19 protein-coding genes, 1 tRNA gene and 1 pseudogene are annotated in these 26028 nt (G+C 43.8%); 5 read left to right on the top strand and 16 right to left on the bottom strand.

The annotated features are described in order from the left end of the window. Positions 1–93: 93 nt before the first annotated feature. From BA1DRAFT_RS07515 to xerD, 6 genes are all read right to left on the bottom strand, one after another. A tRNA-Gly gene (locus tag BA1DRAFT_RS07515) sits at positions 94–167 on the bottom strand. Between the two features lie 150 nt (positions 168–317). Further along, entirely contained in the window at positions 318–1832 is a 1515-nt protein-coding gene (lysS, locus tag BA1DRAFT_RS07520; RefSeq protein ID WP_036777602.1) for a lysine--tRNA ligase, read from the bottom strand. A gap of 9 nt (positions 1833–1841) precedes the next feature. Beyond that, a protein-coding gene (prfB, locus tag BA1DRAFT_RS07525) for a peptide chain release factor 2 (protein WP_152544290.1) occupies positions 1842–2940 on the bottom strand; the annotation gives its coding sequence in 2 pieces (ribosomal slippage) (positions 1842–2864 and positions 2866–2940; 1098 coding nt in all). 157 nt (positions 2941–3097) lie between these two features. Continuing rightward, the gene (recJ, locus tag BA1DRAFT_RS07530; RefSeq protein ID WP_036777606.1) at positions 3098–4831 is read right to left on the bottom strand and encodes a single-stranded-DNA-specific exonuclease RecJ; all 1734 of its coding nucleotides are present in this window, start codon (positions 4829–4831) and stop codon (positions 3098–3100) included. Between the two features lie 5 nt (positions 4832–4836). Then, positions 4837–5535 (bottom strand): bifunctional protein-disulfide isomerase/oxidoreductase DsbC, encoded by a 699-nt coding sequence (gene dsbC, locus BA1DRAFT_RS07535; RefSeq protein ID WP_036777607.1) that lies wholly within the window; start codon positions 5533–5535, stop codon positions 4837–4839. Between the two features lie 23 nt (positions 5536–5558). Beyond that, positions 5559–6470 carry a site-specific tyrosine recombinase XerD gene (gene xerD, locus BA1DRAFT_RS07540; RefSeq protein ID WP_051560698.1) on the bottom strand — a complete coding sequence of 304 codons (912 nt, stop codon included), beginning with the start codon at positions 6468–6470 and terminating at the stop codon, positions 5559–5561. 107 nt (positions 6471–6577) lie between these two features. On the opposite strand from xerD, the gene fldB reads away from it, so the two are divergent. Next, on the top strand, positions 6578–7096 hold the full coding sequence (fldB, locus tag BA1DRAFT_RS07545; protein WP_036777608.1) for a flavodoxin FldB: 519 nt from the start codon (positions 6578–6580) through the stop codon (positions 7094–7096). A 22-nt stretch (positions 7097–7118) separates the two neighbouring features. On the opposite strand, the gene BA1DRAFT_RS07550 is transcribed toward fldB, so the two are convergent. Next, the gene (locus BA1DRAFT_RS07550; protein WP_036777609.1) at positions 7119–7535 is read right to left on the bottom strand and encodes a protein YgfX; all 417 of its coding nucleotides are present in this window, start codon (positions 7533–7535) and stop codon (positions 7119–7121) included. Continuing rightward, the gene (gene sdhE, locus BA1DRAFT_RS07555) at positions 7516–7782 is read right to left on the bottom strand and encodes an FAD assembly factor SdhE (protein WP_036777610.1); all 267 of its coding nucleotides are present in this window, start codon (positions 7780–7782) and stop codon (positions 7516–7518) included. Before sdhE ends, BA1DRAFT_RS07550 begins: the two co-directional genes overlap by 20 nt. Before the next feature lie 178 nt (positions 7783–7960). Here sdhE and ygfZ point away from each other — a divergent pair, with 178 nt between their 5' ends. Together ygfZ and BA1DRAFT_RS07565 are read left to right on the top strand one after the other, a co-directional pair. Then, positions 7961–8950, top strand: coding sequence for a tRNA-modifying protein YgfZ (gene ygfZ, locus BA1DRAFT_RS07560; protein WP_036777612.1), 990 nt, complete (start codon positions 7961–7963; stop codon positions 8948–8950). 14 nt (positions 8951–8964) lie between these two features. Further along, complete coding sequence (locus BA1DRAFT_RS07565) at positions 8965–9570, top strand: HD domain-containing protein (RefSeq protein WP_036777613.1); 606 nt, start codon at positions 8965–8967, stop codon at positions 9568–9570. 421 nt (positions 9571–9991) lie between these two features. Here the strand turns inward: BA1DRAFT_RS07565 and BA1DRAFT_RS07570 are convergent, their stop codons facing one another. From BA1DRAFT_RS07570 to BA1DRAFT_RS07595, 8 genes are all read right to left on the bottom strand, one after another. Further along, positions 9992–11308, bottom strand: coding sequence for a collagen-like protein (locus tag BA1DRAFT_RS07570; RefSeq protein WP_036777615.1), 1317 nt, complete (start codon positions 11306–11308; stop codon positions 9992–9994). A gap of 52 nt (positions 11309–11360) precedes the next feature. Beyond that, positions 11361–11495, bottom strand: coding sequence for a hypothetical protein (locus BA1DRAFT_RS24360; RefSeq protein ID WP_268747229.1), 135 nt, complete (start codon positions 11493–11495; stop codon positions 11361–11363). A 767-nt stretch (positions 11496–12262) separates the two neighbouring features. After that, complete coding sequence (locus BA1DRAFT_RS07575; protein ID WP_036777617.1) at positions 12263–13585, bottom strand: collagen-like triple helix repeat-containing protein; 1323 nt, start codon at positions 13583–13585, stop codon at positions 12263–12265. A 468-nt stretch (positions 13586–14053) separates the two neighbouring features. Then, complete coding sequence (locus BA1DRAFT_RS07580) at positions 14054–15379, bottom strand: collagen-like protein (RefSeq protein ID WP_036777618.1); 1326 nt, start codon at positions 15377–15379, stop codon at positions 14054–14056. A 52-nt stretch (positions 15380–15431) separates the two neighbouring features. Next, a complete protein-coding gene (locus tag BA1DRAFT_RS24365; RefSeq protein ID WP_256448139.1) occupies positions 15432–15566 on the bottom strand; it encodes a hypothetical protein in 135 nt (44 codons plus the stop codon). Positions 15567–16090: 524 nt separating this feature from the next. Further along, positions 16091–21325 carry a type I polyketide synthase gene (locus BA1DRAFT_RS07585; protein ID WP_160169993.1) on the bottom strand — a complete coding sequence of 1745 codons (5235 nt, stop codon included), beginning with the start codon at positions 21323–21325 and terminating at the stop codon, positions 16091–16093. A gap of 146 nt (positions 21326–21471) precedes the next feature. After that, the gene (locus BA1DRAFT_RS07590; protein WP_036777621.1) at positions 21472–22797 is read right to left on the bottom strand and encodes a hypothetical protein; all 1326 of its coding nucleotides are present in this window, start codon (positions 22795–22797) and stop codon (positions 21472–21474) included. A gap of 779 nt (positions 22798–23576) precedes the next feature. Next, complete coding sequence (locus BA1DRAFT_RS07595; RefSeq protein WP_036777622.1) at positions 23577–24872, bottom strand: hypothetical protein; 1296 nt, start codon at positions 24870–24872, stop codon at positions 23577–23579. Between the two features lie 726 nt (positions 24873–25598). Here BA1DRAFT_RS07595 and BA1DRAFT_RS07600 point away from each other — a divergent pair. Together BA1DRAFT_RS07600 and BA1DRAFT_RS07605 are read left to right on the top strand one after the other, a co-directional pair. Further along, a complete protein-coding gene (locus BA1DRAFT_RS07600; RefSeq protein WP_036777623.1) occupies positions 25599–25847 on the top strand; it encodes a type II toxin-antitoxin system HicA family toxin in 249 nt (82 codons plus the stop codon). Then, positions 25844–26028 (top strand): annotated as a pseudogene (locus tag BA1DRAFT_RS07605) (toxin-antitoxin system HicB family antitoxin); the annotation flags it as partial. The gene BA1DRAFT_RS07600 and the pseudogene BA1DRAFT_RS07605, both read left to right, overlap by 4 nt.

The raw sequence follows: 26028 nt of genomic DNA on the forward strand, positions 1-26028 counted from the left end.
TGATTATCATTCTTAAATTCTTTTGATTTAATTTACATCATATCAAAAGGTATATTTTCAATGCGACAGCATTTTCTAGAAAGAATACAGAACTGGAGCGAGCGAAGGGAATCGAACCCTCGTATAGAGCTTGGGAAGCTCTCGTTCTGCCATTGAACTACGCTCGCTTAAGGATAACATAAATTATTATAGCGACTTCGTTGGCATCAGCAAGCCATTATCTGTTTCAGTTGTCTATATTTAAGGCAGTTGAAAATAAAAACTCCCCTGGCAGTTATGCTACAGGGGAGTTGGAATTTAAAATTTAATTCAAGCTGTTATTTCTGCGGGCGCATTGCCGGGAATAGAATGACGTCACGGATGGTATGGCTATTTGTCAGCAACATAATCATACGGTCAATACCAATACCCAAGCCAGCTGTTGGCGGCATACCGTGTTCCAAAGCCGTTACATAATCTTCATCGTAGAACATGGCTTCGTCATCGCCTTCGTCTTTCTGGCGAACCTGTTCAGCAAAACGTTCCGCTTGATCTTCGGCATCATTCAACTCTGAGAAGCCGTTGCCAATCTCACGTCCACCAATAAAGAATTCAAAACGGTCAGTGATAAATGGATTTGCATCATTACGACGCGCTAGCGGAGAAACTTCTGCCGGATATTCAGTGATAAATGTTGGTTGAATCAGATGGCTTTCAGCCGTTTCTTCAAAGATTTCACACTGAACACGACCAAGACCCCAACCTTTTTCCACTTCAATGCCAAGAGATTCAGCGATAGCCACCGCTTTATCCATATCATCCAAATCAGCCATGTTGGTTTCAGGACGATATTTGCAGATGGCCTCTTTCATGGTCATTTGGGCAAATGGTTTACCGAAATCGAATTCCTGCTCGCCATATTTAACCAGAGTATTCCCCAAAATATTCTGCGTCAGCGTGCGGAACAGCTCTTCTATCAGGACGATCAGATCTTTGTAATCCGCATACGCCATGTAGAGTTCCATCATGGTGAACTCAGGGTTATGGCGCGGAGATACGCCTTCATTACGGAAGTTGCGGTTAATTTCAAACACACGCTCAAAACCACCAACAACCAGACGTTTCAGGTAAAGTTCCGGCGCAATACGCAGATACATATCAATATCCAGCGCATTGTGGTGAGTAATAAATGGACGTGCCGAGGCGCCGCCAGGAATAACCTGCATCATTGGCGTTTCCACTTCCATAAATCCTTTACTGACCATAAAGCTACGCAGGGCCGATAAGACCTGAGAGCGAATTTGGAAAGTTTTGCGCGATTCTTCGTTGGCGATCAGATCCAGATAACGCTGGCGGTAACGAGTTTCCTGATCAGCCAAACCGTGGAATTTATCCGGCAATGGGCGCAGCGCTTTTGTCAGCAAACGCAGTTCGGTACAGTGAATAGAAAGTTCACCGGTTTTAGTTTTAAACAGTTTGCCACGCGCACCCAGAATGTCTCCCAGATCCCATTTTTTAAACTGTTCGTTATAAATACCTTCCGGCAGATCGTCACGGGCAACATATAACTGAATACGACCGCCCATATCTTGTAGCGTTACAAAAGAAGCCTTACCCATGATGCGGCGAGTCATCATACGACCGCCAACCGTCACTTCAATATTCAGTGCTTCCAACTCTTCCTGAGTTTTGTCGTCGTATTTCGCGTGCAGATCTTCTGAAATATTTTCACGACGGAAATCATTCGGGAACGCAATACCATTTTCCCGTAAAGTAGCCAGTTTTTCGCGGCGAGTTTGCAGTTCATTATTTAAATCGGGAGCCTGTTCAGCACCCTGTTGTTGTTGTGACATTTTAGTTCCTCATAAGCCAGCTTTAAGGCTTGCTTCAATGAATTTATCGAGATCGCCATCCAGCACCGCTTGTGTATTACGTGTTTCAACGCCGGTGCGCAAATCTTTGATGCGTGAGTCATCCAGAACATAAGAGCGAATCTGACTACCCCAACCAATATCGGATTTATTCTCTTCCATTTCCTGTTTATTGGCGTTCTTTTTCTGCATTTCCAGTTCATACAGCTTCGCTTTTAACTGTTTCATCGCCTGGTCTTTGTTTTTATGCTGAGAACGATCATTCTGACACTGAGTCACAATGTTGGTTGGAATATGGGTAATACGCACCGCAGATTCTGTTTTGTTAACGTGCTGACCACCCGCGCCGGATGCGCGATAAACGTCGATACGTAAGTCCGCCGGGTTAATTTCAATATCGATATCATCATCCACTTCGGGATAGATGAAAGCAGAACTGAATGAAGTATGGCGACGACCGCCAGAATCAAATGGGCTTTTACGTACCAAACGGTGCACACCAGTTTCAGTACGCAACCAACCATAAGCATAATCACCCATGATCTTGATAGTCGCTGATTTCAAGCCAGCAACTTCACCATCTGATTCTTCAATGATTTCAGTTTTAAAACCTTTGGATTCAGCCCAACGCAGATACATACGCATCAGCATACTTGCCCAATCCTGAGCCTCGGTGCCACCAGAGCCGGCCTGCAAGTCAAGATAACAGTCCGCACTGTCATACTCACCAGAAAACATACGGCGAAATTCTAACTCACCCAACTTGTTTTCAAGCTGTCCCAGCTCTACCACTGCTTCATTAAAAGTCTCTTCATCGTCAGCTTCTACTGCCAATTCCAGCAGGCCCTGTACATCTTCCAGACCTTGCTCAAGCTGATCGATAGTCTCAACAATCCCTTCCAGTGAAGAGCGCTCTTTACCCAAAGCCTGTGCCCGCTCCGGTTCATTCCAAACATCAGGCTGTTCCAGTTCAGCATTAACTTCTTCTAAGCGTTCTTTCTTGGCATCATAGTCAAAGATACCCCCTCAGAACCGTTGTCCGTTCAGACAGGTCCTGAATGTGGTTTTTTACCGGATTAATTTCAAACATATTTTCGTGTCTTACGTTGTGTAGTCGTAGATAAATGGATAATTTTCGAACCGCGTATTGTAGCGGATTCGACACAGGGTTTATAGCACTTCAACAGATTTGTCACTCATTCATACAAGCGTACATGACAATAACTGGCTACCTACTGATCACGTGGTTAATAAGGCCAGAGATGTTGGATCAAAAGCTGTACATTACGGTTGCCACGAAATTCATTAATATCCAGTTTATAGGCAAGTTCTACTTCACGGACACTGTTATCCGGCCAGCGGGTAGGATCGATATTGAACGCGATCCCGTCTAGCATCGGGCCACCGTTTAATGGCTCCACTATCACCTTTAAATGACGTTCTCCAACAATGCGCTGTTGCAGTAGTTTGAATTTTCCGTCAAAAACCGGCTCCGGGAATGCCTGCCCCCAAGGACCGCCATCACGCAACATCTCTGCAATGTCCAATGACAGTTCATTGATCGCTAGCTCACCATCACTCCAGATAACACCTTCAAGTTGCGAAATATCTAACCAATCCGCCATTAACGCAGAAAAGTGACGCCGAAATTGTTCAAATTTATCCTGCTCAAGTGACAAACCCGCCGCCATTGCATGGCCGCCAAACTTAAGTATCAACCCCGGATGCAACGTATCAAGCCGCTCAAGCGCATCACGCATATGCAATCCCTGCACTGAACGACCAGAACCTTTCAAAATACCGTCCCCTGCCGGTGCGAAAGCGATAACAGGCCGATGAAAACGTTCTTTAATGCGGGAAGCCAGAATGCCGACGACTCCCTGATGCCATTCTGGATGATAAAGCGCCAGCCCATAAGGCAGCTCAGTACTGGTACGTTCAAGTTTGTCACAAATTTGCAGGGCTTCTTGTTGCATTCCCTGCTCTATTTCACGCCGGGTATGGTTAAGACTGTCCAGTTCGCAAGCTATCTGGCGCGCCTTTGCCATGTCGTCAGTTAGCAATAAAGTGACGCCAATGGACATATCATCGAGGCGACCGGCGGCATTCAGTCTTGGCCCCAGAAAAAAACCTAAGTCACTGGCTGCTAGCTTATAGGCATCACGTTTGGAAACTTCCAATAATGCCCGAATTCCCGCACAGCAACGCCCTGCACGAATGCGATTCAATCCCTGATAAACCAGAATCCGGTTATTGGCATCCAAAGGTACAACATCGGCAACCGTACCTAACGCAACCAAATCCAACATTTCTGCCAGATTCGGCAGAGCAATTCCTTGCTTTTCAAACCACTGATCTTTTCTCAGCGCCGCCCTTAAAGCCGACATCAGATAAAACGTAACGCCAACCCCTGCCAAAGATTTAGATGGGAAAGAGCAATCGGATAAATTGGGATTAATAATGGCATCGGCAGCCGGCAAAATATCGCCCGGCAAGTGGTGATCCGTAACAATCACTTTCATACGGTGCTGATGAGCAGCCGCAACTCCTTCATGGGAAGAGATACCATTATCCACGGTAATAATTAGGTCAGCGCCTTTTTTGACGACCTCTTCCACCACCTGCGGGCTTAAACCATAACCATCGTCAAAACGATTTGGCACCAGATAATCCAGATGGCGATATCCCATCGAGCGTAATGATCGGATCGCCAATGCCGTGCTCGTTGCCCCATCAGCATCAAAATCACCGACAATAACAATACGCCAGTGTTCATGAAGTGCTGTCAACAAGAGCGCCACCGCCTGTTCCACGCCACTCAAATGCTGGTAATTCAATAAGCCTTGAACGCCACGCTCCAATTCATTCGCTTGCTGGATACCACGAATGGCATACAAACGACGCAGTAATGGATGAATCTGTTGTGGAAGATGACTGTCATCCACCACCGGGCGGCGGCGGAGTTGTGTTTCAATATTCACTAAACTTATTTACCACGTTGCGCCAATGCCGCTGTCAAAGCCTCTGGCGGCATATATCCACCTAACAGACTGCCATCCTTAAGGACCATTGCCGGCGTTCCCTGGACGCCAAACTGGAGACCCAATTTATAATGGTTAGCAATATCCACCTTACAGCTCTTAATTGGCGAAACATCTCCATCTTTAAACGCAGCATCCAATGATTTCTGCGGTGTTGCGCTACACCAGATAGATTGCATATCTTTAGCAGATTGGTGCTGCATACCCTGACGGGGGAACGCCAGATAGCGCACAGTAATACCCAGTTTATTGTACTCTTGCATGTTTTCATGCAATTTATGGCAGTAACCACAGGTAATATCCGTGAAAACGGTAACGACATGCTTCTCTTTTGGCGCTTTGTAAATAATCATTTGATCTGTCATTGCTTCCAGCTTTTTCATCAACAATTGATTACTGACATTGACAGGAGAGCTGCCACTGACATCATAAATTGGCCCTTGCAATAAATATTTCCCGTCATCAGAGAGATAAATGATCCCTTGCTCGGTCACTACCGTATTTAAACCAACAATAGGCGATGGCTGGATGTTTTCTGCTTTTATCCCTAGTTTCTGCATCGTTCTATGGACAGCATCATCAGCAAGCGCATTTCCGCTAAACCAGGCCAGTAACAGAGGGAAACATAACACGCTTTTTTTCATTTTCGGTTCCTTTAAATCCGTGCTCACCCACGCGGATGATGTTGTTGATGTAGCAATTTAAGCCGTTCTGTTGCTACATGAGTATATATTTGTGTTGTGGATAGATCACTATGCCCCAATAACATCTGCACAACTCGCAAATCAGCGCCATGATTAAGCAAATGTGTGGCAAATGCGTGACGCAAAACATGGGGAGATAACCGTTCAGTATCGATTCCAGCCAACAGCGCATAATGTTTAATACGATGCCAGAAAGTCTGCCGGGTCATTTGTCGCCCCCGTTTGCTAGGAAAAAGCACATCCAGCGTTGCACCATTCAGTAACCCGGCTCTTCCATACTCTACATAATGCTCCAGCCAGTAAATCGCCTCTTCCCCTAAAGGTACTAACCGCTCTTTATTCCCTTTACCAATCACTCTCACCACGCCTTGACGCAAGCTGACATCGGAAAGGGTCAACCCTACTAGCTCAGATACTCGCAAACCACAGGCATAAAGCACTTCAAGCATCGCTTTATCCCTTAGCTCCACCGGTTGATCTGTACAGGGCGCATTAAGTAGATCCTCGACCTGCTTTTCACTCAAATCTTTAGGCAATCGCTTTGGTAATTTCGGTGCGGACAAAAGCGCTGTCGGATCATCTTCCCGCATTTTTTCCCGATAAAAATAGAGAAACAACTGGCGCATAGCACTGAGTAAACGCGCCGAGCTACTGGCTTTATACCCGCCATCCATGCGTTCCGCTAGAAAAGAGTGCAAATCTATCGTCTGGACAGATAATAAATTATGACCATGATGTATCAACCAGTTATCCAGGGCTTGTAAATCCAGCCGGTAAGAAGCAAGCGTATTTTCCGCGAGATCATGTTCCAACCAGATAGCATCAAGAAATTGTTCTATCAGTGGATTAGTCAACTGAGTTGGTTGTTTTGACACGAAATACTTCCCTTAAATCTGCACATCTCTGTCGGCTATTATGCCTGAAAAAGCAATTATTCTGTTACAATGCCAATCCAGATATTCAAAAACCATAATGATTAATGATGAAGATTGGTCTTTTTTACGGCTCCAGCACCTGCTACACCGAGATGGTAGCAGAGAAAATTCGCGATATCCTCGGTGAAGATTTAGTTGATCTCCACAATATCAAAGAGACAACACCTGAATTAATGGAAGAGTACGCTGTACTGATTCTTGGCATTCCGACATGGGATTTTGGCGAATTACAGGAAGATTGGTTGGATATTTGGGAGCAAATTCCTTCCCTCGATTTACAGGGGAAAATTGTCGCCATGTATGGTATGGGCGATCAAATTGATTATAGCGATTGGTTTCTTGACGCTCTCGGTATGCTATATCACCATTTACGCCCTTCAGGTGTCCATTTCATTGGCTTCTGGCCAACCGAAGGCTATGAATTTACCAGCCCGAAACCATTAACGGATAATGGCACACAATTTGTCGGGCTGGCATTAGATGACGTAAACCAGTATGAACAAACTGATGATCGTTTATCGCAATGGTGTATGCAAATCCTGCAAGAAATGGAGCCTCTACTTTAAATTCAGAAAAACTTCAGCTCAATCAGATATCAGGATATTGCAACAACAGTTGATTAATATGCCTCCATTCATCCTGTGACATACCATCGGATGCAACCCATAAACGGATTTTTTTCTGGTTATAAAAAGATTGAGCCGTAATTAATATGCCATAGCGACATAACCACGGGCGCCGGATAATTCGCCACTCGTGTTTCTTCCATTGCAACTTATTATCACTGAACAGAACTAAAAGCCCTTGTGATTTACGGATATTTTTCTGGCTACGCCCCCAACTGGCAATAATCAACAGGACTAAAGGAAGCCAGAAAATCCAGAAAATAGCGCCATCCGCAGGCCACGGGGCAAGTAGCACGATAAGCGCGATTACACCATGAACACAGGTGGAAATTAACTGGGTATGCCAAGATACCCTGAGATCACACCTCCACAGGACCACGATCTTTATTTCTATTCTGAATAAGTTTAATCATGCGAAATAGCTCTTCATCTGCCGGGCGTCCATGATTCATCAACCAGTTAAATAGATCAGGATCAGCACATTCAAGCAAACGAATAAAAAGTCGTTTATCATCATCACTGAGTGAGTCATATTCATACTCAAAAAACGGCATAATTGAAATATCCAGCTCACGCATTCCACGTCGACATGCCCAATGAATACGTGCTTTATTATCAATATCCATGTTCAGAAAATCCCCTTTTTAATTCTCATTGTTAGTTTTAACGCCATTAGCCATTAAGTTCGCCCGGCAAACTCATGCATCATGCCAGCTAATAGCAATAATAACTACTTGCATTGTGCCTCAGCTCTTTTACCATTGATGCATCATTGGCTCAAATATCTGACTGGCAGGATGTGTCATGGCTTATAAAACTCCGTTCTCTTCACAATCTCCATCGTCTTCATCAACCCTTCCCCTGACATTAATATCACTGGATGACTGGGGCCTGATAACCGCAACTGGACCGGATACAGAAAAATATCTACACAGTCAGGTTACAGCAGATATTTCCGCACTTGCAACGAATCAGCATGTACTTAGTGCGCATTGTGATGCAAAAGGCAAAATGTGGAGTAATCTGCGCCTCTTCCATCGTGGTGAAAGCCTTGCTTATATTGAACGTCGCAGTGTGTTGGAAAACCAGTTTACAGAACTGAAAAAATATGCCGTATTCTCTAAAATTACACTAGTTCAAGATGAAAACGCGGTATTGCTCGGTGTTGCAGGTAAAAACTGCCGCGAGGCGCTAAATAATATTTTCCCAACACTACCCGATGCCGATAATGCTGTCGTTGAACATGAAACTACGACTTTGCTCCATTTTACCTTGCCGTCTGAACGTTTCCTCTTGGTAACAAACACCGCAACCGCTGAACAATTAACAGAAAAACTTCAAGCTCAGCTTAATAACAGCGAACAGTGGTTAGCTCTGGATATTGAAGCTGGTTTCCCGGTCATTGATGCCGCAAATAGCGCGCAATTTATTCCTCAAGCAACTAACCTCCAGGCATTGGCAGGAAGTATCTGTTTTAAAAAAGGGTGTTATACCGGTCAGGAAATGGTGGCCCGCGCCAAATATCGCGGCGCCAATAAACGCGCTATGTACTGGCTGGCGGGCAGTGCTACCAAAACTCCTATGGCTGGAGATGATTTGGAATGGCAATTAGGAGATAAGTGGCGGAGAACCGGTACCGTTTTGGCTGCCGTTAAGCTGAATGATAATAGTGTCTGGGTACAAGTTGTCATGAATAATGATATGGAAAGCCACAGTGTATTCCGTGTCCGTGACGATGAAGGGCATTCACTCGCCATTCAGCCTCTGCCTTATTCTCTCGATGAAGAAAAATAATTGATGAGGTTTATATGTCGTTAGCAGTACCTACCGTTGATTTTGGCCCTTTTACGAATGTCATCGGTTTTTTGATGGAGCTGGATAAGCTGAAAAAGGTTCAGCGACGAACTAAGTTGCTGGATAACTATCGCCGGGAAAATTCAGCCGAGCATAGTTGGCATTTTGCTATCGCCGCAATGAGTTTTGCTCCCTATGTAAAAGGGGTGGATATCCAGCGGGTTATTCAAATGGCATTAATTCACGATATTGTAGAAATTGATGCGGGTGATGTGATGGTTTACGATTTAGCAGCCCGTGAGGCCATTCATGAACAGGAAGTCAAAGCCGCCCACCGTCTTTTTGGTTTACTCCCCGAACCACAGAAAAGTCATTTTATGTCACTTTGGCAAGAGTATGAAGCCAAAGAAAGCCAAGACGCCCGCTTTGCTCTTACACTGGATAGACTCATGCCGATGCTGATGAATCTGTATAATCAAGGGCAGAGTTGGGTAGAAGATGGTATTCGTTTTGAGCAAGTAATTAACCACAATAAATTTATTGCCGATGTCTATCCTGAATTATGGCAGTATCTGCTGCCGCAATTGGAAACCGCACAGAAGAAAGGTTGGTTGAAATAACTTTTCTCGAAAATTTGAGAGCGTTCAGAATTCAGTGCACACATTAACCATATGGTGCACTGAATTAACTACAAACTACGGTTGTTTTAATACTAGATAGGTAATCAACGATGCACGTTCCAACACTAACTTAACACTCTAACAACATCATCCAAATTATTCACCTCAATCACTGTATCTGCTGGTATAGATACCAAGTCTTCTGTCGTTGTGTTCAAGTAAATTGAATTGCCTGGAACAAGATTGCTATTTATCGCCAGCTAAACCAAATCGTTGCACTATTAACTATTACAAATCGTTGCACTATTAATAGTAGTCAATCTCACTCTATCCCTAATAAGCTAATGCGATACAGGCGAAAACTCTAGCTCACTCATTTCCAAACAGTTTGTATTTAGGAAACAAACTTTCTTTATCGCAATCAGTTTTGCAACTTGCCGTTAACATATATCCGTCCCGCATTTCCTGTTCGCTCTCCTGGCTCCCCCGACTTTCCATCAACACCCGCTTGACCGAACTTTCCGGTAATATTCGACGTTGTACCTCCATTCCCAGTATTAGTTAATGTAGAACCGCCATCACCGCCTTTCCCTCTCCATCCCGGCCTACCGCCCGCTCCCGCAAAACCTTGGAATGCCCCACAATTGATGCGCGGATCGCCTTCGGAATAGCTAAAATATATGTCCCCCCCATCCCCACTATGACCTCCATTACCCCCATCTCCGCCATCGCCTCCATTTCCTCCGTTCCCTCCAAGCCCAGACTGACACAGTGAGTTAGTAGTAATATGACGATGATTAGAGTCAATAACCTCAAAGAAACTGCCATAACCCCCATTTCCCCCCTTACCACCATCACCTCCATGACCGCCATCACCACCATTACCTCCATTACCTCCCGCCGACCACAAATTTACTGTTCCTCTCACATAAGGACATGCAATAGTTAGTTTATCCCCCGCCTTAGCAGATTCGCCATCCGCTCCCCGCACTCCCGAAGAACCATGAGTTCCATCAGAACCTGGTGAAGGGTTCGTTATACACTTATGTTTATCCTGAAGCCCAGGAGTACCCTTAGCGCCATCAGCGCCACTGTTTCCATTTGTACCAACAGCACCATCTTTTCCATCTTTCCCTCTACTGGTAAGGTCATATGAGCTACCTTGAATAACATTTGCTTCAATCCTGCCATTGGTGTAGCAAATCACTTTGCCTTCCGGTTCAATAGTTATCTTGTTGTACACTAAGACAACCGGTTCGCCACGGTTATCTTTATCTCTGATAATCAACGGATTATCTTTACTTATAGTAATTTCGTCACCACTGTAGAACGCAACTTTCATCGGAAAACGCTTAGCATTGAGCATTTCTTCATAATCTTTGACCAAAGCAGAATCACCATAGATATAAGCACTAAAGGCCTTGCATAAATCAATATGATTAGCCGGGACGTTTACCAGCCGTTCAGCAGAAAACGGTTCAGGTAACGGATGATGGGATTCCATTTTTCCAGAGCTATACTGACTGTCAGGCACGCCGTTGAGTGCTTTCAGCTCTTGTATCGTTTGTACTGTAAAAAACGCAGGCGGCACAGTAGCCGTTTTCAGATCGTTAGAGAATATTACCGGCCCGTCAAAGTCAGAGGTCTTAAGTTGCTTTGGCTGTCGTTCCAGACCAAACGGATGATGATATTGATGTAATATTGCCAACGTCTCAGCAACCGTTCTTATTTTATCCATGAGAACTCTCCTAAGTTTAAATTTATACGTTTAGAATAACTTCATATATTAATTATCCATCTGACCAAGTTGAAAAGTTCCTACTACTATCACTACCGGTTATGTCACTAATATTGCTAATAGTCAGAATTTCGCTCTGGCTAATCACCAAATTAGCCAAGGCAAAAACATCGATTTTTTCTGGCAAAGAATATGGATACCTCAACAACAGGCAGGCCAGAAAAATAACTCCCATGAGAATTAATCAGGCAAGTATTTATTTACTTTACAGAAAACAATTAGATGCAATATTTAAATTACACAATTTTAAATATTAATATAAACCTCCACTTTTTTCATTAATTATGGAAAATATTTCTGTGATACATCACTACTTTTCAACAGATGCTAATTAAAAACTTCAACTCTATATTTTCCTCATTGTATTATTAGGAAATAATAATATTATTTTAATTTTAAAAAATCACAGCAAAATATAAACCCACAGATATTACCGAATAATGAAATTATGAATGTAATTTAAATTAAAGATAGAAAATAATTCTTTTTTACAAGAAAAAGATTCTTTCACCAATAAAATCCAATTTTTAAAAAACTCACTTTACAAAGAGACGCCTAAAATGACCAACAAAAAGGTCAATAAAATAGCCCTAGTGAAATAAACAGTAAATCAAAATAACTGAATCAACAATAGATTCGGAGCAATAATTATCCCGATACAGTGTAGCCATTGGAAATGGCTACACATCAGGTTGCTGATAAACCTATTTAAAAAACAGGGTATTTTCGCATCATCGAAAATTTCAGATAGCGTGTTGTTGGCCAATAAGTTTTCTCTAAGTAAAACAAGTTTAAATATCACCATATCCAATAAACTAATGCGATACAGACGAAAAAACCCGAACTCACTCATTTCCAAACAGTTGATGTTTAGGAAACGGAAATAAACTTTCTTTATTGGCTATCTTGCAATTTACCGTTAACATAGATCCGCCCCACATTTCCTTTTTGCTCTCCTGGCTCTCCCCGCTTTCCATCAGTACCCGCTTGACCAAATTCTCCGGTAATACTCGACGTTGTACCTCCACCCCCAGAGTTAGTCAATGTAGAGCCACCATCACCACCTTTCCCTCTCATTCCCGGATGACCACCAGCTCCCGGAATACCTGGTGATGCTAAACATTTAATGAGCGGATTGCCTTCGGAATAGCTAAAATATATGTCCCCCCCATCCCCACTATGACCTCCATTCCCCCCATCCCCTCCATCGCCTCCATCTCCTCCTTTCCCTCCGTTCCCAGACTTACACAGAGAGGTAGTAGTATTATAATCATGATGATCACCAACAGCCTTATCAACACTACCATAACCCCCGTCTCCTCCCTTACCACCATTACCTCCATGACCGCCATCACCACCATTACCTCCATTACCTCCCGCCGACCACAAATTTACTGTACCTCTCACATAAGGGCATGCGATAGTTAGTTTCTCCCCCGCTTTACCAGGCTCACCATCTGCTCCCCGCGCTCCCGAAGAACCGTTAGTTCCATCAGAACCTGGTGCTGCGTCCGTTGTACACTCATGTTTATTCTGAATACCAGGATTACCCTTAGCGCCATCAACTCCACTGTTTCCATCTGTACCAGCAGCACCATCTTTTCCATAGTCCGCTGTATTGGTAAAGTGATACGAGTTCCCTTGAATGACATTCGCTTCAATCCTGCCATTGGTGTAGCAAATCACTTCACCTTCCGGTTCAATAGTTATCTTGTCATACACCAAGACAACCAGTTTGCCGCTGTGATCTTTATCTCTGATAATCAACGGATTATCTTTGCTTATCGTGATCTCGTCGCCACTGTAGAACGCAACTTTCATCGGAAAACGTTTAGCATTGAGCATTTCTTCATAATCTTTCACCAAAGCAGAATCACCATAGATATAAGCACTAAAGGCTTTGCACAAATCAATATGATTATCAGGGGCATTTGCCAGCCGTTCAGCAGAAAATGGTTCAGGTAACGGATGATGGGATTCCATTTTTCCAGAGCTATACTGATTATCAGGCACACCGTTGAGTGCTTTCAGCTCTTGTATCGTTTGCACTGTAAAAAATGCAGGCGGCACAGTGGCCGTTTCCAGATCGTTAGAAAATATTACCGGCCCGTCAAAGTCGGCGGTCTTAAGCTGCTTTAGCTGTCGTTCCAGACCAAACGGATGATGATATTGATGTAATATTGCCAACGTCTCAGCAACCGTTCTTATTTTTTCCATGAAAATTCTCCTAAGTTTAAATTTATACGTTTAGAATAACTTCATATATCAATTATCCATCTGACCACGTTTCCAAATCTCTACTACTATCACTACCGGTTATGTCACTAAATAACTAATAATCAAAATTTTGCTCCTGACTAATCATCAGATTAGCCGGAGCAAAAACATCGATTTTTTCTGACAAAGGGTATAACCATTTCAACAACCGGCAGGCCAGAAAAATAATTGCGACGAGAATTAATTAGGTAAATATTTATTTACTTTACAGAAAGTCATTAGATACAATACTGGAATTTATCAATTTAAAATATTAATGTAAATTACCATTTCTTCCATTAATTATAGAAAATATTTCCGTGATATATCACTACCTTTTAATAGATGCCAATTGAAAATTTCGATTTTATATTTATCGTTTCCAAACAGTTTATGTTTAGAAAACGGAACGTTCAACATAATTTTCCTTCAACGTAATTTGCCATTGATATATATCCGCCCCCCCTTTCCTTGCATCCCTGGCCTCCCTGACTCTCCATTAATCCCCTTTTTACCAGGAATTCCAGAACAATTTAAGTTTCTAATTCTATCCTTCATATCACACCACGCAGAACCACCATCACCGCCTTTCCCTCCCCTCCCCGCTCTACCACCAGCCCCTGGCAAACCTGCTGTTGACCAATAACTCATGTTTGGATTACCAGTAGAATAGTTACACTCTATGTCACCCCCATCTCCACCATTCCCCCCATTACCTCCATTCCCGCCCGCCCCTCCATTTGCTCCATCCCCCCCATTCCCAGAAAAATAACGTGGGTCCGTAGTAACATAACTATGACCACCAGAACAATCCCCATCGGCACCATTATAACAAAAGCCTCCATCTCCACCGTTCCCCCCACCGCCGCCATCACCGCCACCCCCTCCATTTCCCCCAGCCCCTCCTTCAGACACCAAATATACCTCTCCATCCAGATGAGCAGTTGTGACACTTAATTTCTCCGCTACTCCACCTGGTTCTCCATCCGATCCTTTCGTTCCCGGAGAACCTTCAGTTCCATCGGTACCCGGTGTAGGGGGAGTTACACAGGTATCTTTTTTCTTACGACCAGGTAAACCATCAATGCCATTCGTTCCGCTATTTCCAGCCGCGCCAGGAGCACCCATTTCTCCATCTCGCCCTTTATGGACAAAGTGCAGCGGCCCGCCTCCAAGCCCTTGAATGACATTCGCTTCAATCCTGCCATTGGTGTAGCAAATTACTTTGCCTTCCGGTTCAACGGTTATCTGGTCGTACACCAAGACAACCAGTTCGCCACATTGTTCTTTATCTTTAATAATCAATGGATTACTTGCAGAAACAGTGATCTCTTCACCATTGTAAAACGCAACTTTCATCGGAAAACGCTTAGCATTGAGCATTTCTTCATAATCTTTGACCAAAGCAGAATCACCATAGATATAGGCACGAAAGGCTTTGCATAAATCAATATGATTAGCCGAGACGTTTGCCAGACGTTCAGCAGAAAACGGTTCAGGTAACGGATGATAGGGTTCCATTTTTCCAGGACCATACCGACTGTCAGGTACACCGCCAAGTGCTTTCAGCTCTTGTATCGTTTGTATTGTAAAAAATGCCGGTGGCACAGTAGCCGTTTCCGGATCGTTAGAAAATATTACCGGCCCGTCAAAGTCGGCGGTCTTAAGTTGCTTTGGCTGTCGTTCCAGACCAACCGGATGGTGATATTGATGTAATATTGCTAACGTTTCAGCAACCGTTCTTATTTTTTCCATGAAAATTCTCCTAAGTTTAAGTCTATACAGTTAGAATAACTTCGTATATCAATTACCCATCTGACCAAGTTCCCAAATCTCTACTACTATCACTACCGGTTATGTCACTAAATAGCGAATAGTCAGAATTTTTCCCCTGACTAATCACCAGGTTAGCCAGAGTGAAAACATCGATTTTTTCTGACAAAGGATATAGCCACTTCCAACAACATGCAGGCCAGAAAAATAATTACGACGAGAATTAATTAGGTAAGTATTTATTCACTTACGGAAGTCAATTTAAATATGAAATTTAAATTACACAATTTAAAATATTAATATAATTCACCACTTTTTCCATTAATTATGACGAATATCTCCGTGATATATCACTACCCCTTAATAGATACTAATTAAAAATTTCAATTTTATATTTATCTCATGGGGTATTATTATAAAATACAAATAAAAACAATGAGCATAATTTTATTTTTCAAAAATCACAAAGAATCTGTAAATAACTCTGTCATGTAAAACCCGTTTTTCCTGATGTTTTCTCTTCTAATATCAGACTATTTTTCCAGATTTTAAAGCCACACTGACAGATAAAAAACGTCTCTTCTTATCTATTTTATCATTGGTAAAAACTCGGCAGTGATAGTCGAAGCTTTAAAAATCAACAACCTGAAAGCCCTATCGGGCTTTCAGAAAATACTTTGACTCAGGTTATTCCTACTTCGCAATTAACTTAACTTGCAATCGATACGTAATCAACGATGCAAGTTCCGACAGTGGCTTATTGTTCAACAACAATTCCAATGGAATATCCACGCGTAACTGTTTGTTAATTTTTTGCACCAACATCACCCCATTCAGCGAATCAATACCATTGTCAGTCAGTGGTTGATCCGGATGAAAAACCTCAGCTTTCGTCCCAACAATCTCACCGCAGAAAGCCTGTAATAAACTGATAACATCATCCAAGTTATTGGCCTCAAGCCCCCTGTCTGCTGGTAAAGCCTGAGCTACGCTTTCCTGCTGAATATCACGAAATAATGCCAGATGGCGCATTGGACCGGAGAGTAACACTGACCAATCAGCCAAGAACGGCACCAGTTGCGGTTCAATGCGGGCAAACAGACGCTCTAACGTGGCTAATCCCTCCTCTAAGCTAAATAGCGGCAGCCCATTGTCTTCGGACACCGGGAGCATGCGACTATCTCGTAAAGCAATACCTGCTTTCCACGGCCCCCAGTTAAGGCTCAACGCAGGTAAACCTTGCTGACGCCGCAAATAGGCCAAGCTGTCCAGCATGGCATTTGCGGCTGCATAAGATCCCATACCCGGCAAAGACAATAATGAGCTTATTGAGGAAAACATAACGAAATGCTCTAACGGCGCATCAGCTAATGCCTGATGCAGTGTCCAGGCAGAAAGTGCTTTAGCGGCAAAGACTCTATCGAAAGCCTGAGTACTCAGTTCACGATATCCTTGAGCTTCAACATGCGCGGCACAATGAATTACGCCTCGTAACGGCTGACTGGCCCATTGCCGATACTGAGCCAGACAATTATTAGTCATTTTTACATCACCCAGATCAACCGGCAGATATTCTGCTTCAATCCCCTGTTGACGTAGCATTTCCAGTAACATCTGATCATCCGTATCAAGCGTATGACAACGACCGATCAACAACAAATGACGAGCACCACGCTTCACCATCCAGGAAATCAACTGACGTCCCATTCCCCCGAAAGCGCCCGTCAGCAAATAGCTGCCGTCTGGACGAAAATGCGCCAACGGCAACAATGGCGGCATTTCTGGCAATGGCACAAGACGTAGCGCATAGCGTTGATCACGACGCAGAGCTAATTGATCCTCACCATCATCCGTTAATAATGCATTCCACCACTGGGCTGGCGCAGTAGTACTGTCAATATCCAACAACCCTCCCCAGAGTGAAGTCGCTTCCTGTTGACCGATAACCCGCATCATTCCCCATAATGCAGCAGCAAACGGATCAGGCAGATCTTGTTCAGTCACCTGATGAGCATATCGAGTTATGACCCACAGGCGTGGTTTCACCGCTCGTTCTGCCAATGCCGCACACAAATAGATCAAAGCATGATAGGTCTTGCGTGGATTATGTAACGGCCAGAGGATCAGTATCCTCTCAACCTCAGAAGGAAGAGTATCAACCAACTCCTGAACTTTCTGCTCACTGTCAGGCAGGCCGGAACGTAGATAGGCATATCCACCACGCCGTTGCAATTCACTCGCCAATTCCTCTGCCAACACAGTTTCATCGCCAAAAATAGCCCATCGTGCTAAACATGGTGCTAAAGGCGCTAGCAATGGGCAAGAAGGCACTTCACGCCACAGGGGTTGACCTATCACCAGATTGTGAGGTACTGGCAATAAATCGCTTTTCCTGTTACTGACAAGCTGAACGCAAAATCCTTTGATTTGGCAAATCAGTATGCCGCGGTCAGTGTATACATCGATATCACCAAGCCACTGTTGTTGTGTCTGCTCAGTCATTCGAGCATAGGCTCTCACTCGGCCGGATAGTTTACCGTTAATGCGTAGATGTCGAATAGTTACCGGAATACGGAAATCGCTAGCAGGGATTGGAGCATTAACGCCAACAGACTGAATCGCCAGCAGCGACTGGAAAATGCCATCCAAAGCCGCCGGGTGGAAATTCATTCCCTCTGGCGTAGGTGGCAACTCAATCTCACAGATTGTCTCCTTTTCACCGATAATCGCTTGACACAGAGTACGGAATACCCCGCTGTAACTAAAATGCAGGTGTTGAAACGCCTGATACAATTCCTTCTGATACAATTCTTTCTGATACAATTCTTTCTGATACAATTCTTTCTGATACAATTCCCCCTGACACAATGTCTCCTGAGCCTCCTGATTCTGCGTACCAAGATAGCGCTCATTTACAACTGATGATGGGATAACACAGGCAGTCGCGCCCGGTACAACAATGTTTACTTGTGCACTGGCTGCAAATTGGTATTGGGTATCTTCATCCAGATTATTGGCAGTGTATACTTGCACTTCCATTCGCTGACGATCCAAGCGGGTTTTTAGCCTGAACTCCATGCCGGGTTCCAGCAGTAAAGCCGATTGCAACACAATATTATTCAGCGCCAATCCAACACCCGGAAAGCAGATACGCGCCGCGGTTAACATGACTTCGATATAGCCAGCAGCAGGAAACATCGCATTTCCCATGACGGCATGATCGAGTAGCCAAGGCGCCTGCTCAACAACCAATTCAGCCTGCCAACTCTCGCTACCTGGCTGTGCTTCGCCCAATAACACACCGCTCGACTTGCGCAGCCGGTGGCGACGGCTGATTTTCGGTTCATGCCAATAAGATTGCTGATGCCAAGGATACGTTGGCAGATCGATTAAATGAGCCATAGGCGTCATAGTCCGCCAATCAGGCTCAATACCGGCTTCAAATAATTGGCCCAATAGCTGTGACCAGTTCTGCCCTGTTCGACAAGCAAACACCTGGCCGCGATAAGGTTTACTCCAATCCTGCAATCCACCGCTCAACAGGGATGTGGGTGAAATTTCAAGGAAATGGTGGAAACCTGCTTTCAGCATATTTTCCATCGCATCATCAAAACGAAAGGGTTCGATCATATTGTCAGCCCAATGCTCAGGACCCAACTTATCATTAATTTTCTTCCCTGTGACTGATGAGAACACAGGTAATAAGGGTTTTGAGGCCGGAATAGTCGCAGCATCGGCAATTAACCCTGCCCGGAGTGGTTCCAGCAATGGAGAATGGGCAGCAATACCATAGTTAATGTGACTACTGGCGATACGATGATGTTTTAAACGATGGGAAATGGCAGTTAATCCGCTTACCGGACCCGATAACAGACAACTATTGGCGCTGTTTCTTCCAGCAATCACGACTGCGGGATCAACATCATGGGCAGACAAATAGGGCTGTATCTGTTCCACCGTGGCCGCTACCATCAACAATCCGCCCTTCTGATCCAACGCGCTTTGCAGATCACGATAGCGGTAATAACGATGATACAAAAGTGTCAATGCCTGAGTCAGATCATAAATTCCCGCCAGATAACAAGCCGCCATTTCACCGGTACTATGACCAAGCAATGCCGCTGGCCTAAATCCCCACTGCTGCAACTGAGCGACCATAGATATTTGTACCGCAAACTGCACCGGCGGCGCCATTAAATCGTCAGTAACCAGTAATGCAGCACGTAGAGACGGCGCAGAAAACTCAGCCCAAATAGCTTCGCAACGCCTGAATTGCTCGGCAAATGCAGGAAATAACTGAAACCAAGTTGCCACCTCCTGCCACCCTTCACCGCCAACACCAGGAAACACCCAAGCCAAGTGATCTACCTTTCTATTATTATGCTTCGGCGACAGACTCAGATGCGTTAACTGTTGTTGCAACTGTTTTCGATCACTAAATATTATGGCTTTACGCAGCGGGAAACGGTGACGAGTCATCGCTAAACTGTAACATAGATCATCAAGGGCAATCTCTGGCTGCTGCTGTAGTAAATCGGCGATACGCTGTGCTTGTTGTGTCAGGGAAAACTCAGATTGGGCAGATAATGGCAACATGAAAGCCTGCCCTTCGGTCTCGCGAAGTTGTACACAAGGGGCCACATAATTACTCAATACCACATGGACATTCGTCCCGCCAAAACCAAAAGAATTCACTCCCGCGACAACTCTACCTTTAGGCAATGACGTTAACTGTCGTGGAACCTGCAATCCTAATTCCGCAAAACGGATATAGGGGTTAGGCGGATCGGCATGTAAATTGCCCGGCACTTGCCTTCGCTGTAAACATAATACCGCTTTAATCAATCCGGCAATGCCCGCCGCGGCTTCTGTATGACCAATCACAGATTTACACGCACCGATCAGTAATGGGCGATCTGTCGGTTCTGGACGACATACCAGCCCCAAAGCTTCTGCTTCTATCGGATCACCGACCGCCGTTCCAGTACCATGAGCCTCAATATAATCAATCTCTTCCGGCGAAATCCCCGCCTGAGCGCAAGCTGCTCGAATCACCCGCTGCTGTGCCGCGCCGCTTGGTTGGGTCATCGTGGCAGTACGGCCATCCTGATTTGCGGCCGAACCGTGGATCACTGCCAAGATGGGATCGCCATCCTGTAAAGCCGCACTCAAGGGTTTCAGCAAAACAGCGCCCACCCCCTCACTACGCACATAACCATCAGCGTTAGCTGAAAAGCTGTGACAACGATTGGTCAGTGACAGAAAACCAGTACGGCTTTCCACTATCGAAAAATCAGGGATCAGCATTAACTGACTGCCGCCTGCCAGCGCCAATTGTGACTCTCCCCGCCGTAAACTGTCACAAGCCAAATGTACCGCCAATAAGGACGATGAACAGGCGCTATCGATGGTCAAAGATGGCCCTTGAAAATCAAACGCATGGGAAATACGGTTTGACAACATGGTTCCCATTGTGCCAGTTGAGGTATAGCCCGTCATCTGACGCAAATCAGTAAATTGCAGGTGCAAATAATCATGAGTGAAAGCGCCAATATAGACACCAACCGCCTGACCCGCCAACGATTTTGGTGGTATTCTCGCACGCTCCAGCGCTTCCCAAGTTACCTGTAACATCAGACGATGTTGTGGATCAATAAAAGGCGCTTCTGTACTACTGATACTAAACGCCGCTGCATCAAAATCGGCTATATCAGTGATAAACCCTCCTTCTCGCGCCACCATTCGCCCTGGTAGATTGCGATCCCGAGAATAATAAGCCTGAGTTGACCAACGTTCGGGGGGTACTGGGGTAATAGCGTCACTTGAACCACACAACAGTTGCCAAAATTCCTCTGGGGAGTTAACTCCCCCCGGAAAACGACAACCCATACCGATAATGGCAATCGGCATATTGTCACTTCTCATCATATTGATATCCATAGTGGGATTCTTTACTCCGATCTGTTACTTACCCGATTATCGCGCTTACTCATTAACACCATTCAGTCGGACTAGGAATACATTTCGGCGGATGAGGTGGTAAGGGTAAGCCAAAGCTCTGACCCCTCTCTCCCTTATTTATAGTCGTTTAGCCAGTCTAAAGCCTGATTATCACCATGCTTCTGTGCATGACCGTTAACATATACCTTGCCAGCGGTACCTGCATCGCCGGATTTTCCATCAGTACCAGCGTCACCAGATACTCCGTCATGACCCTCACTATTTAATTCACCACTACTTAATTCACCACTACTACCGCCACCTGACCCACCTATTCCGCCTGTTCCTCCCTTACCACCTATCCCTCCATTTCCGCCATAACCTTTATATGACAGCGCATTAATTACTGGCTGACCCTGAGTGAAATTGACATAGATGTTACCACTGTCCCCACCTTTACCCCCATTCCCCCCATCCCCTCCATTTCCGCCATCTCCTCCCCTGCCTCCATATCCAGCAATACATTTTTTTGTTGCATCTCCTCCATTTCCCCCATTCCCTCCATTCCCCCCATTACCGCCATATCCACCATTCCCCCCCTTACCGCCTATCGATGCCGCGTTGACTACTCCAGTAAAAAGTTCAACATCAATAATGACATCATTTGCACTTCCCCCCCTTTTACCATCCATCCCTTGTGCTCCAGAAGAACCGCCAGTTGCATCAGTGCCTGGCGTGGATTTAACAGAGCAACCGTGTTTATCCTCTGAACCAATATAACCATTGCTGCCATTCACTCCATTACTTCCCTGTTCGCCCCCAAAACCATCGGCTCCATCAAGACCTTTACTGACAATGCTCTGCTTTTTATCATTGCCATTCCCTACAACAGTGTTAGCTTCGACCTTACCATTAGTGCGGTAAATAATTTGACCTCCCGGTTCAATGATTATCTGGTCATACACCAAGACAACGGGTTCGCCATAATCATCTTTATCTTCAACAATCAATGGCGCACCTGCGGTAACAGTAATTCTTTCGCCACTGTATAACGCAACCTTCATCGGGAAACGCTTAGCATTAAGAATTCTTTCATAATCTTTAACCAAAGCAGAATCACCATAAATATAGGCCCTAAAAGCTTTGCACAAATCGATATGATAACCGGTGACATTTGCTAGTCGTTCAGCAGAAAACGGTTCAGGTAACGGATGATGGGGCTCCATTCTGCCAGGGCCATACTCACTGTCAGAAATACCCCCGAGTGCTTTCAGCTCCTGTATGGTTTGTACCGTAAAAAACGCAGGCGGCACAGAAGCTGTCTCTGGATCGTTAGAGAATATTACCTTGCCGTCAAAATCCGAGGTCTTAAGTTGCTTTGGCTGCCGTTCTACACCAATCAGATTATAATCCTGACGTAATACCGCCAAGGTTTCAGCAACAGTTCTTCTTTTATCCACGGGAATTCTCCTGAGTTTATATGTTGTTTAAGATAACTTCATATATCCATTATCCATTTGGTCAATCTCCAGAATATATGCTGTTATTACTACCGTTCGTGGTACTGAATGACTAACGGCCTGCAACAATTACGCCTATTGGGATAGGCACTAAATAGTCAAAGTTTTGCCTTTGACTAATCACCAAATTAGCCATAGCGAAAACATCGATTTCTTCTGGCAAAAGATATAAACATTTCAACAACAGGTATGCCAGAAAAAATAATTCCTATGAGAATTAATTAGGTAAGCATTTATATCCGTTATCTTTCAAGTTGCTTCTTTGTTGGCTTCACTCCCTTGCCGTCGCGATGCATCTTGAAATCCATAGGGTATAAAGTGATTGGATGCAACATTTAAATCACACAATTTAAAATATTAATGTAATTATCCATTTTTTTCATTAATTAAAGAGAGTATTTCTGTGATACATCACTATCTTTTTATGTATGCTAGTCAAAAATCTCAATTTTATATTTATCTCACTGGTTATTATTAGAAAACAAAAACAATAAATATGATTGTATTTTTTCAAAAATCACAACAAGATAGAAATATATAGATATTATCGAACAATGAAATTATGAGTGTAATTTAAATAAAGGATAAAAAATAATGCTTATCTATACCCGTCATCTTTCAAGTTGCCTCTTTGTTGGTTGCACTCCCTTGCTGTCGCGATCCATCTTGAAATCCATAAGGTATATGTATTAGCTCAGACCGGCCTGATTACCGCACCACTAATGATTAGGTTTTTTTTCTTTACCGTTGATATATATCTTGCCAGTGGCACCGTCATCGCCAAATTCTCCCACAAGACCAGTTTTACCACTGAACCCATATTTTTCACTTTTTTTAGGAAAGTGTGGCATAGGGTTATCTCCAGGATACCCACCTATTCCGCCCAACCCCCCTCTCCCGCCTTCCCCGCCAAAACCACAATATGACTCAACCTCAAGTATTGGGTCACCGTCAGAGTAATTAACATATATGTTGCCACTGTCACCACCTTTACCCCCATTCCCTCCATTTCCGCCATCTCCTCCATTTGCCCCATTTCCCGAATCCGCACTAAGACACTTCCTGATTTCTCCATTTTTCAAAGGTCCTGAACTCCCCCCATTTCCACCTTGCCCCCCGGCACCACCAAGCCCCCCGGTACCGCCATTTCCACCTATGCCACCTACCGTTACCGCCCTTATTGTCCCAGTAGCATGTTGAACATTAATAGTTAGGTCATTTGCTCCTCCACCCGGAGCACCATTCCCCCCAGGTGCTCCGGCAGAACCAGGAGCCCCATTAGAACCTGGTGTAGCGTCAATTAAGCAGCCATATTTATCCGCTATACCGTCACTACCATCGCTGCCGGTAGCTCCACGAGATCCCATTGCACCATCAACACCATTGGCACCATGACTGCCTTTATTAATAATGCCTTGATCTATAGAGCTTCCATTCCCTACAAGAGTGTTAGCTTCGATCCGACCATTAGTGCGGTAAATAATTTGACCTCCCGGTTCAATGATTATCTCGTCATATACCAAAACAACCGGTTCGCCATAGTCATCTTTATCCTCAATAATCAATGGATTATCGGCGGTGATAGTGATTTTTTCCCCACTGTATAATGCAACCGTCATCGGGAAACGCTTCGCATTAAGCATTTCTTCATAATCTTTGACTAAAGCAGAATCACCATAAATATAGGCCCTAAAAGCTTTGCACAAATCAATATGATACCCCATGACATCTGCCAGTCGTTCAGCAGAAAACGGCTCAGGTAACGGATGATGAGGCTCCATTTTGCCGGGGCCATATTCACTGTCAGGCACACCGCCGAGTTCCTTCATCTCTTGTATTGTCTGTACCGTGAGAAATGCAGGTGGCACAGTAGCTGTCTTTGGATCGTTAGAGAATATTACCTTGCCGTCAAAATCCGAGGTCTTAAGTTGCTTTGGCTGCCGTTCTATACCAACCAAATGATGATGCTGATGTAATTTCGCCAAAGTTTCAGCAACAGTTTTTCTTTTGTCCACGGGAATTCTCCTGAGTTTATACGCTGTTTAAGATAACTTCACATATCCGTTGTTCATTTGACCAGGTTTTAAAGTATCTACTGTTATTACTACCGGTTGTGGTACTGAATGGCTAAATAGCCAGAATTTTGCCTTTGACTAGTTACCAGATTAGCCATAGCAAAAATATCGATTTTTTCTGACAAAGGATATGGTCACTTCAACAATAGGTATGCCAGAAAAATAATCACTATGAGAATGAATTAGGTAAGTATTTATTCACTTTACAGAAAGCAATTAGATACGATATTACAATTACGCAATTTAAAATATTAATGTAATTCCCCATTTTTTCCATTAATTATAAAAAATATTTCTGTGATACATCACTCCCTTTTAATAGATATTAATTAAAAATTTCAATTTTATACTTATCTCATGAGGTATTATTAGAAAATACAAATAAAACAATAAGTATGATTCTATTTTTCAAAAATCACCATAAGATATAAATCCATAGACATTAATTATCATGATATAGTGCAGCTATCGGCAATAGCTGTATACAGATTGATGACAAAGGTCTAGCCATCGGGTCAAACCTTTGATCAACAGAATCCCACTTAAAAAGTGGGATTCGTCAGCAATCTGAAGGGCACTAACGCCTCTTTTTGTTGCACAAGAAACTTGACTTATTTGATATTTGTAACTACTGTTAGTTACATTGTTGAGGGAAAGGAAGAGTACATGAGCAAAGCGGAGAAACTGATAGAAAAGTTTCTTAATAGCCAAAAAACTTTTGAATGGTCTGAACTTGTTGTGTTATTAAGCCTATTAAACTATGAGAAACAAGAAAAGCAAGGTTCAAGGGTACGATTCTTCAATGAATCATTGAATCACACAATTTTAATGCACCGCCCTCATCCTGAAAATTACATTAAAGGTGGTACATTAAAAGCCGTGAAACAGACTTTAAAAGAAGTGGGGTTGATATGAAATATTTAAAATATAAAGGTTATTTAGGTACAATTGAATTTGACCTGGAAAACAATACTCTTTTTGGTAAATTGGAATATATCCGCGATTTAGTGACTTATGAAGCAAAAACAATTGCAGAATTGGAAAATGAATTTAAAATCTCAGTTGATTTGTATTTGCAAGACTGCAAGGAATTAAA

This window comes from Photorhabdus aegyptia, from assembly GCF_000612035.1.
Taxonomy (GTDB): domain Bacteria; phylum Pseudomonadota; class Gammaproteobacteria; order Enterobacterales; family Enterobacteriaceae; genus Photorhabdus; species Photorhabdus akhurstii.

Bases quoted from the DNA above. Each gene is read 5' to 3' on its own strand.
- lysS (WP_036777602.1), bottom strand. From the start codon at position 1,832: ATGTCACAACAACAACAGGGTGCTGAACAGGCTCCCGATTTAAATAAT.
- dsbC (WP_036777607.1), bottom strand. From the start codon at position 5,535: ATGAAAAAAAGCGTGTTATGTTTCCCTCTGTTACTGGCCTGGTTTAGC.
- fldB (WP_036777608.1), top strand. From the start codon at position 6,578: ATGAAGATTGGTCTTTTTTACGGCTCCAGCACCTGCTACACCGAGATG.
- sdhE (WP_036777610.1), bottom strand. From the start codon at position 7,782: ATGGATATTGATAATAAAGCACGTATTCATTGGGCATGTCGACGTGGA.
- ygfZ (WP_036777612.1), top strand. From the start codon at position 7,961: ATGGCTTATAAAACTCCGTTCTCTTCACAATCTCCATCGTCTTCATCA.
- BA1DRAFT_RS07565 (WP_036777613.1), top strand. From the start codon at position 8,965: ATGTCGTTAGCAGTACCTACCGTTGATTTTGGCCCTTTTACGAATGTC.
- BA1DRAFT_RS07570 (WP_036777615.1), bottom strand. From the start codon at position 11,308: ATGGATAAAATAAGAACGGTTGCTGAGACGTTGGCAATATTACATCAA.
- BA1DRAFT_RS07575 (WP_036777617.1), bottom strand. From the start codon at position 13,585: ATGGAAAAAATAAGAACGGTTGCTGAGACGTTGGCAATATTACATCAA.
- BA1DRAFT_RS07580 (WP_036777618.1), bottom strand. From the start codon at position 15,379: ATGGAAAAAATAAGAACGGTTGCTGAAACGTTAGCAATATTACATCAA.
- BA1DRAFT_RS07585 (WP_160169993.1), bottom strand. From the start codon at position 21,325: ATGATGAGAAGTGACAATATGCCGATTGCCATTATCGGTATGGGTTGT.
- BA1DRAFT_RS07600 (WP_036777623.1), top strand. From the start codon at position 25,599: ATGAGCAAAGCGGAGAAACTGATAGAAAAGTTTCTTAATAGCCAAAAA.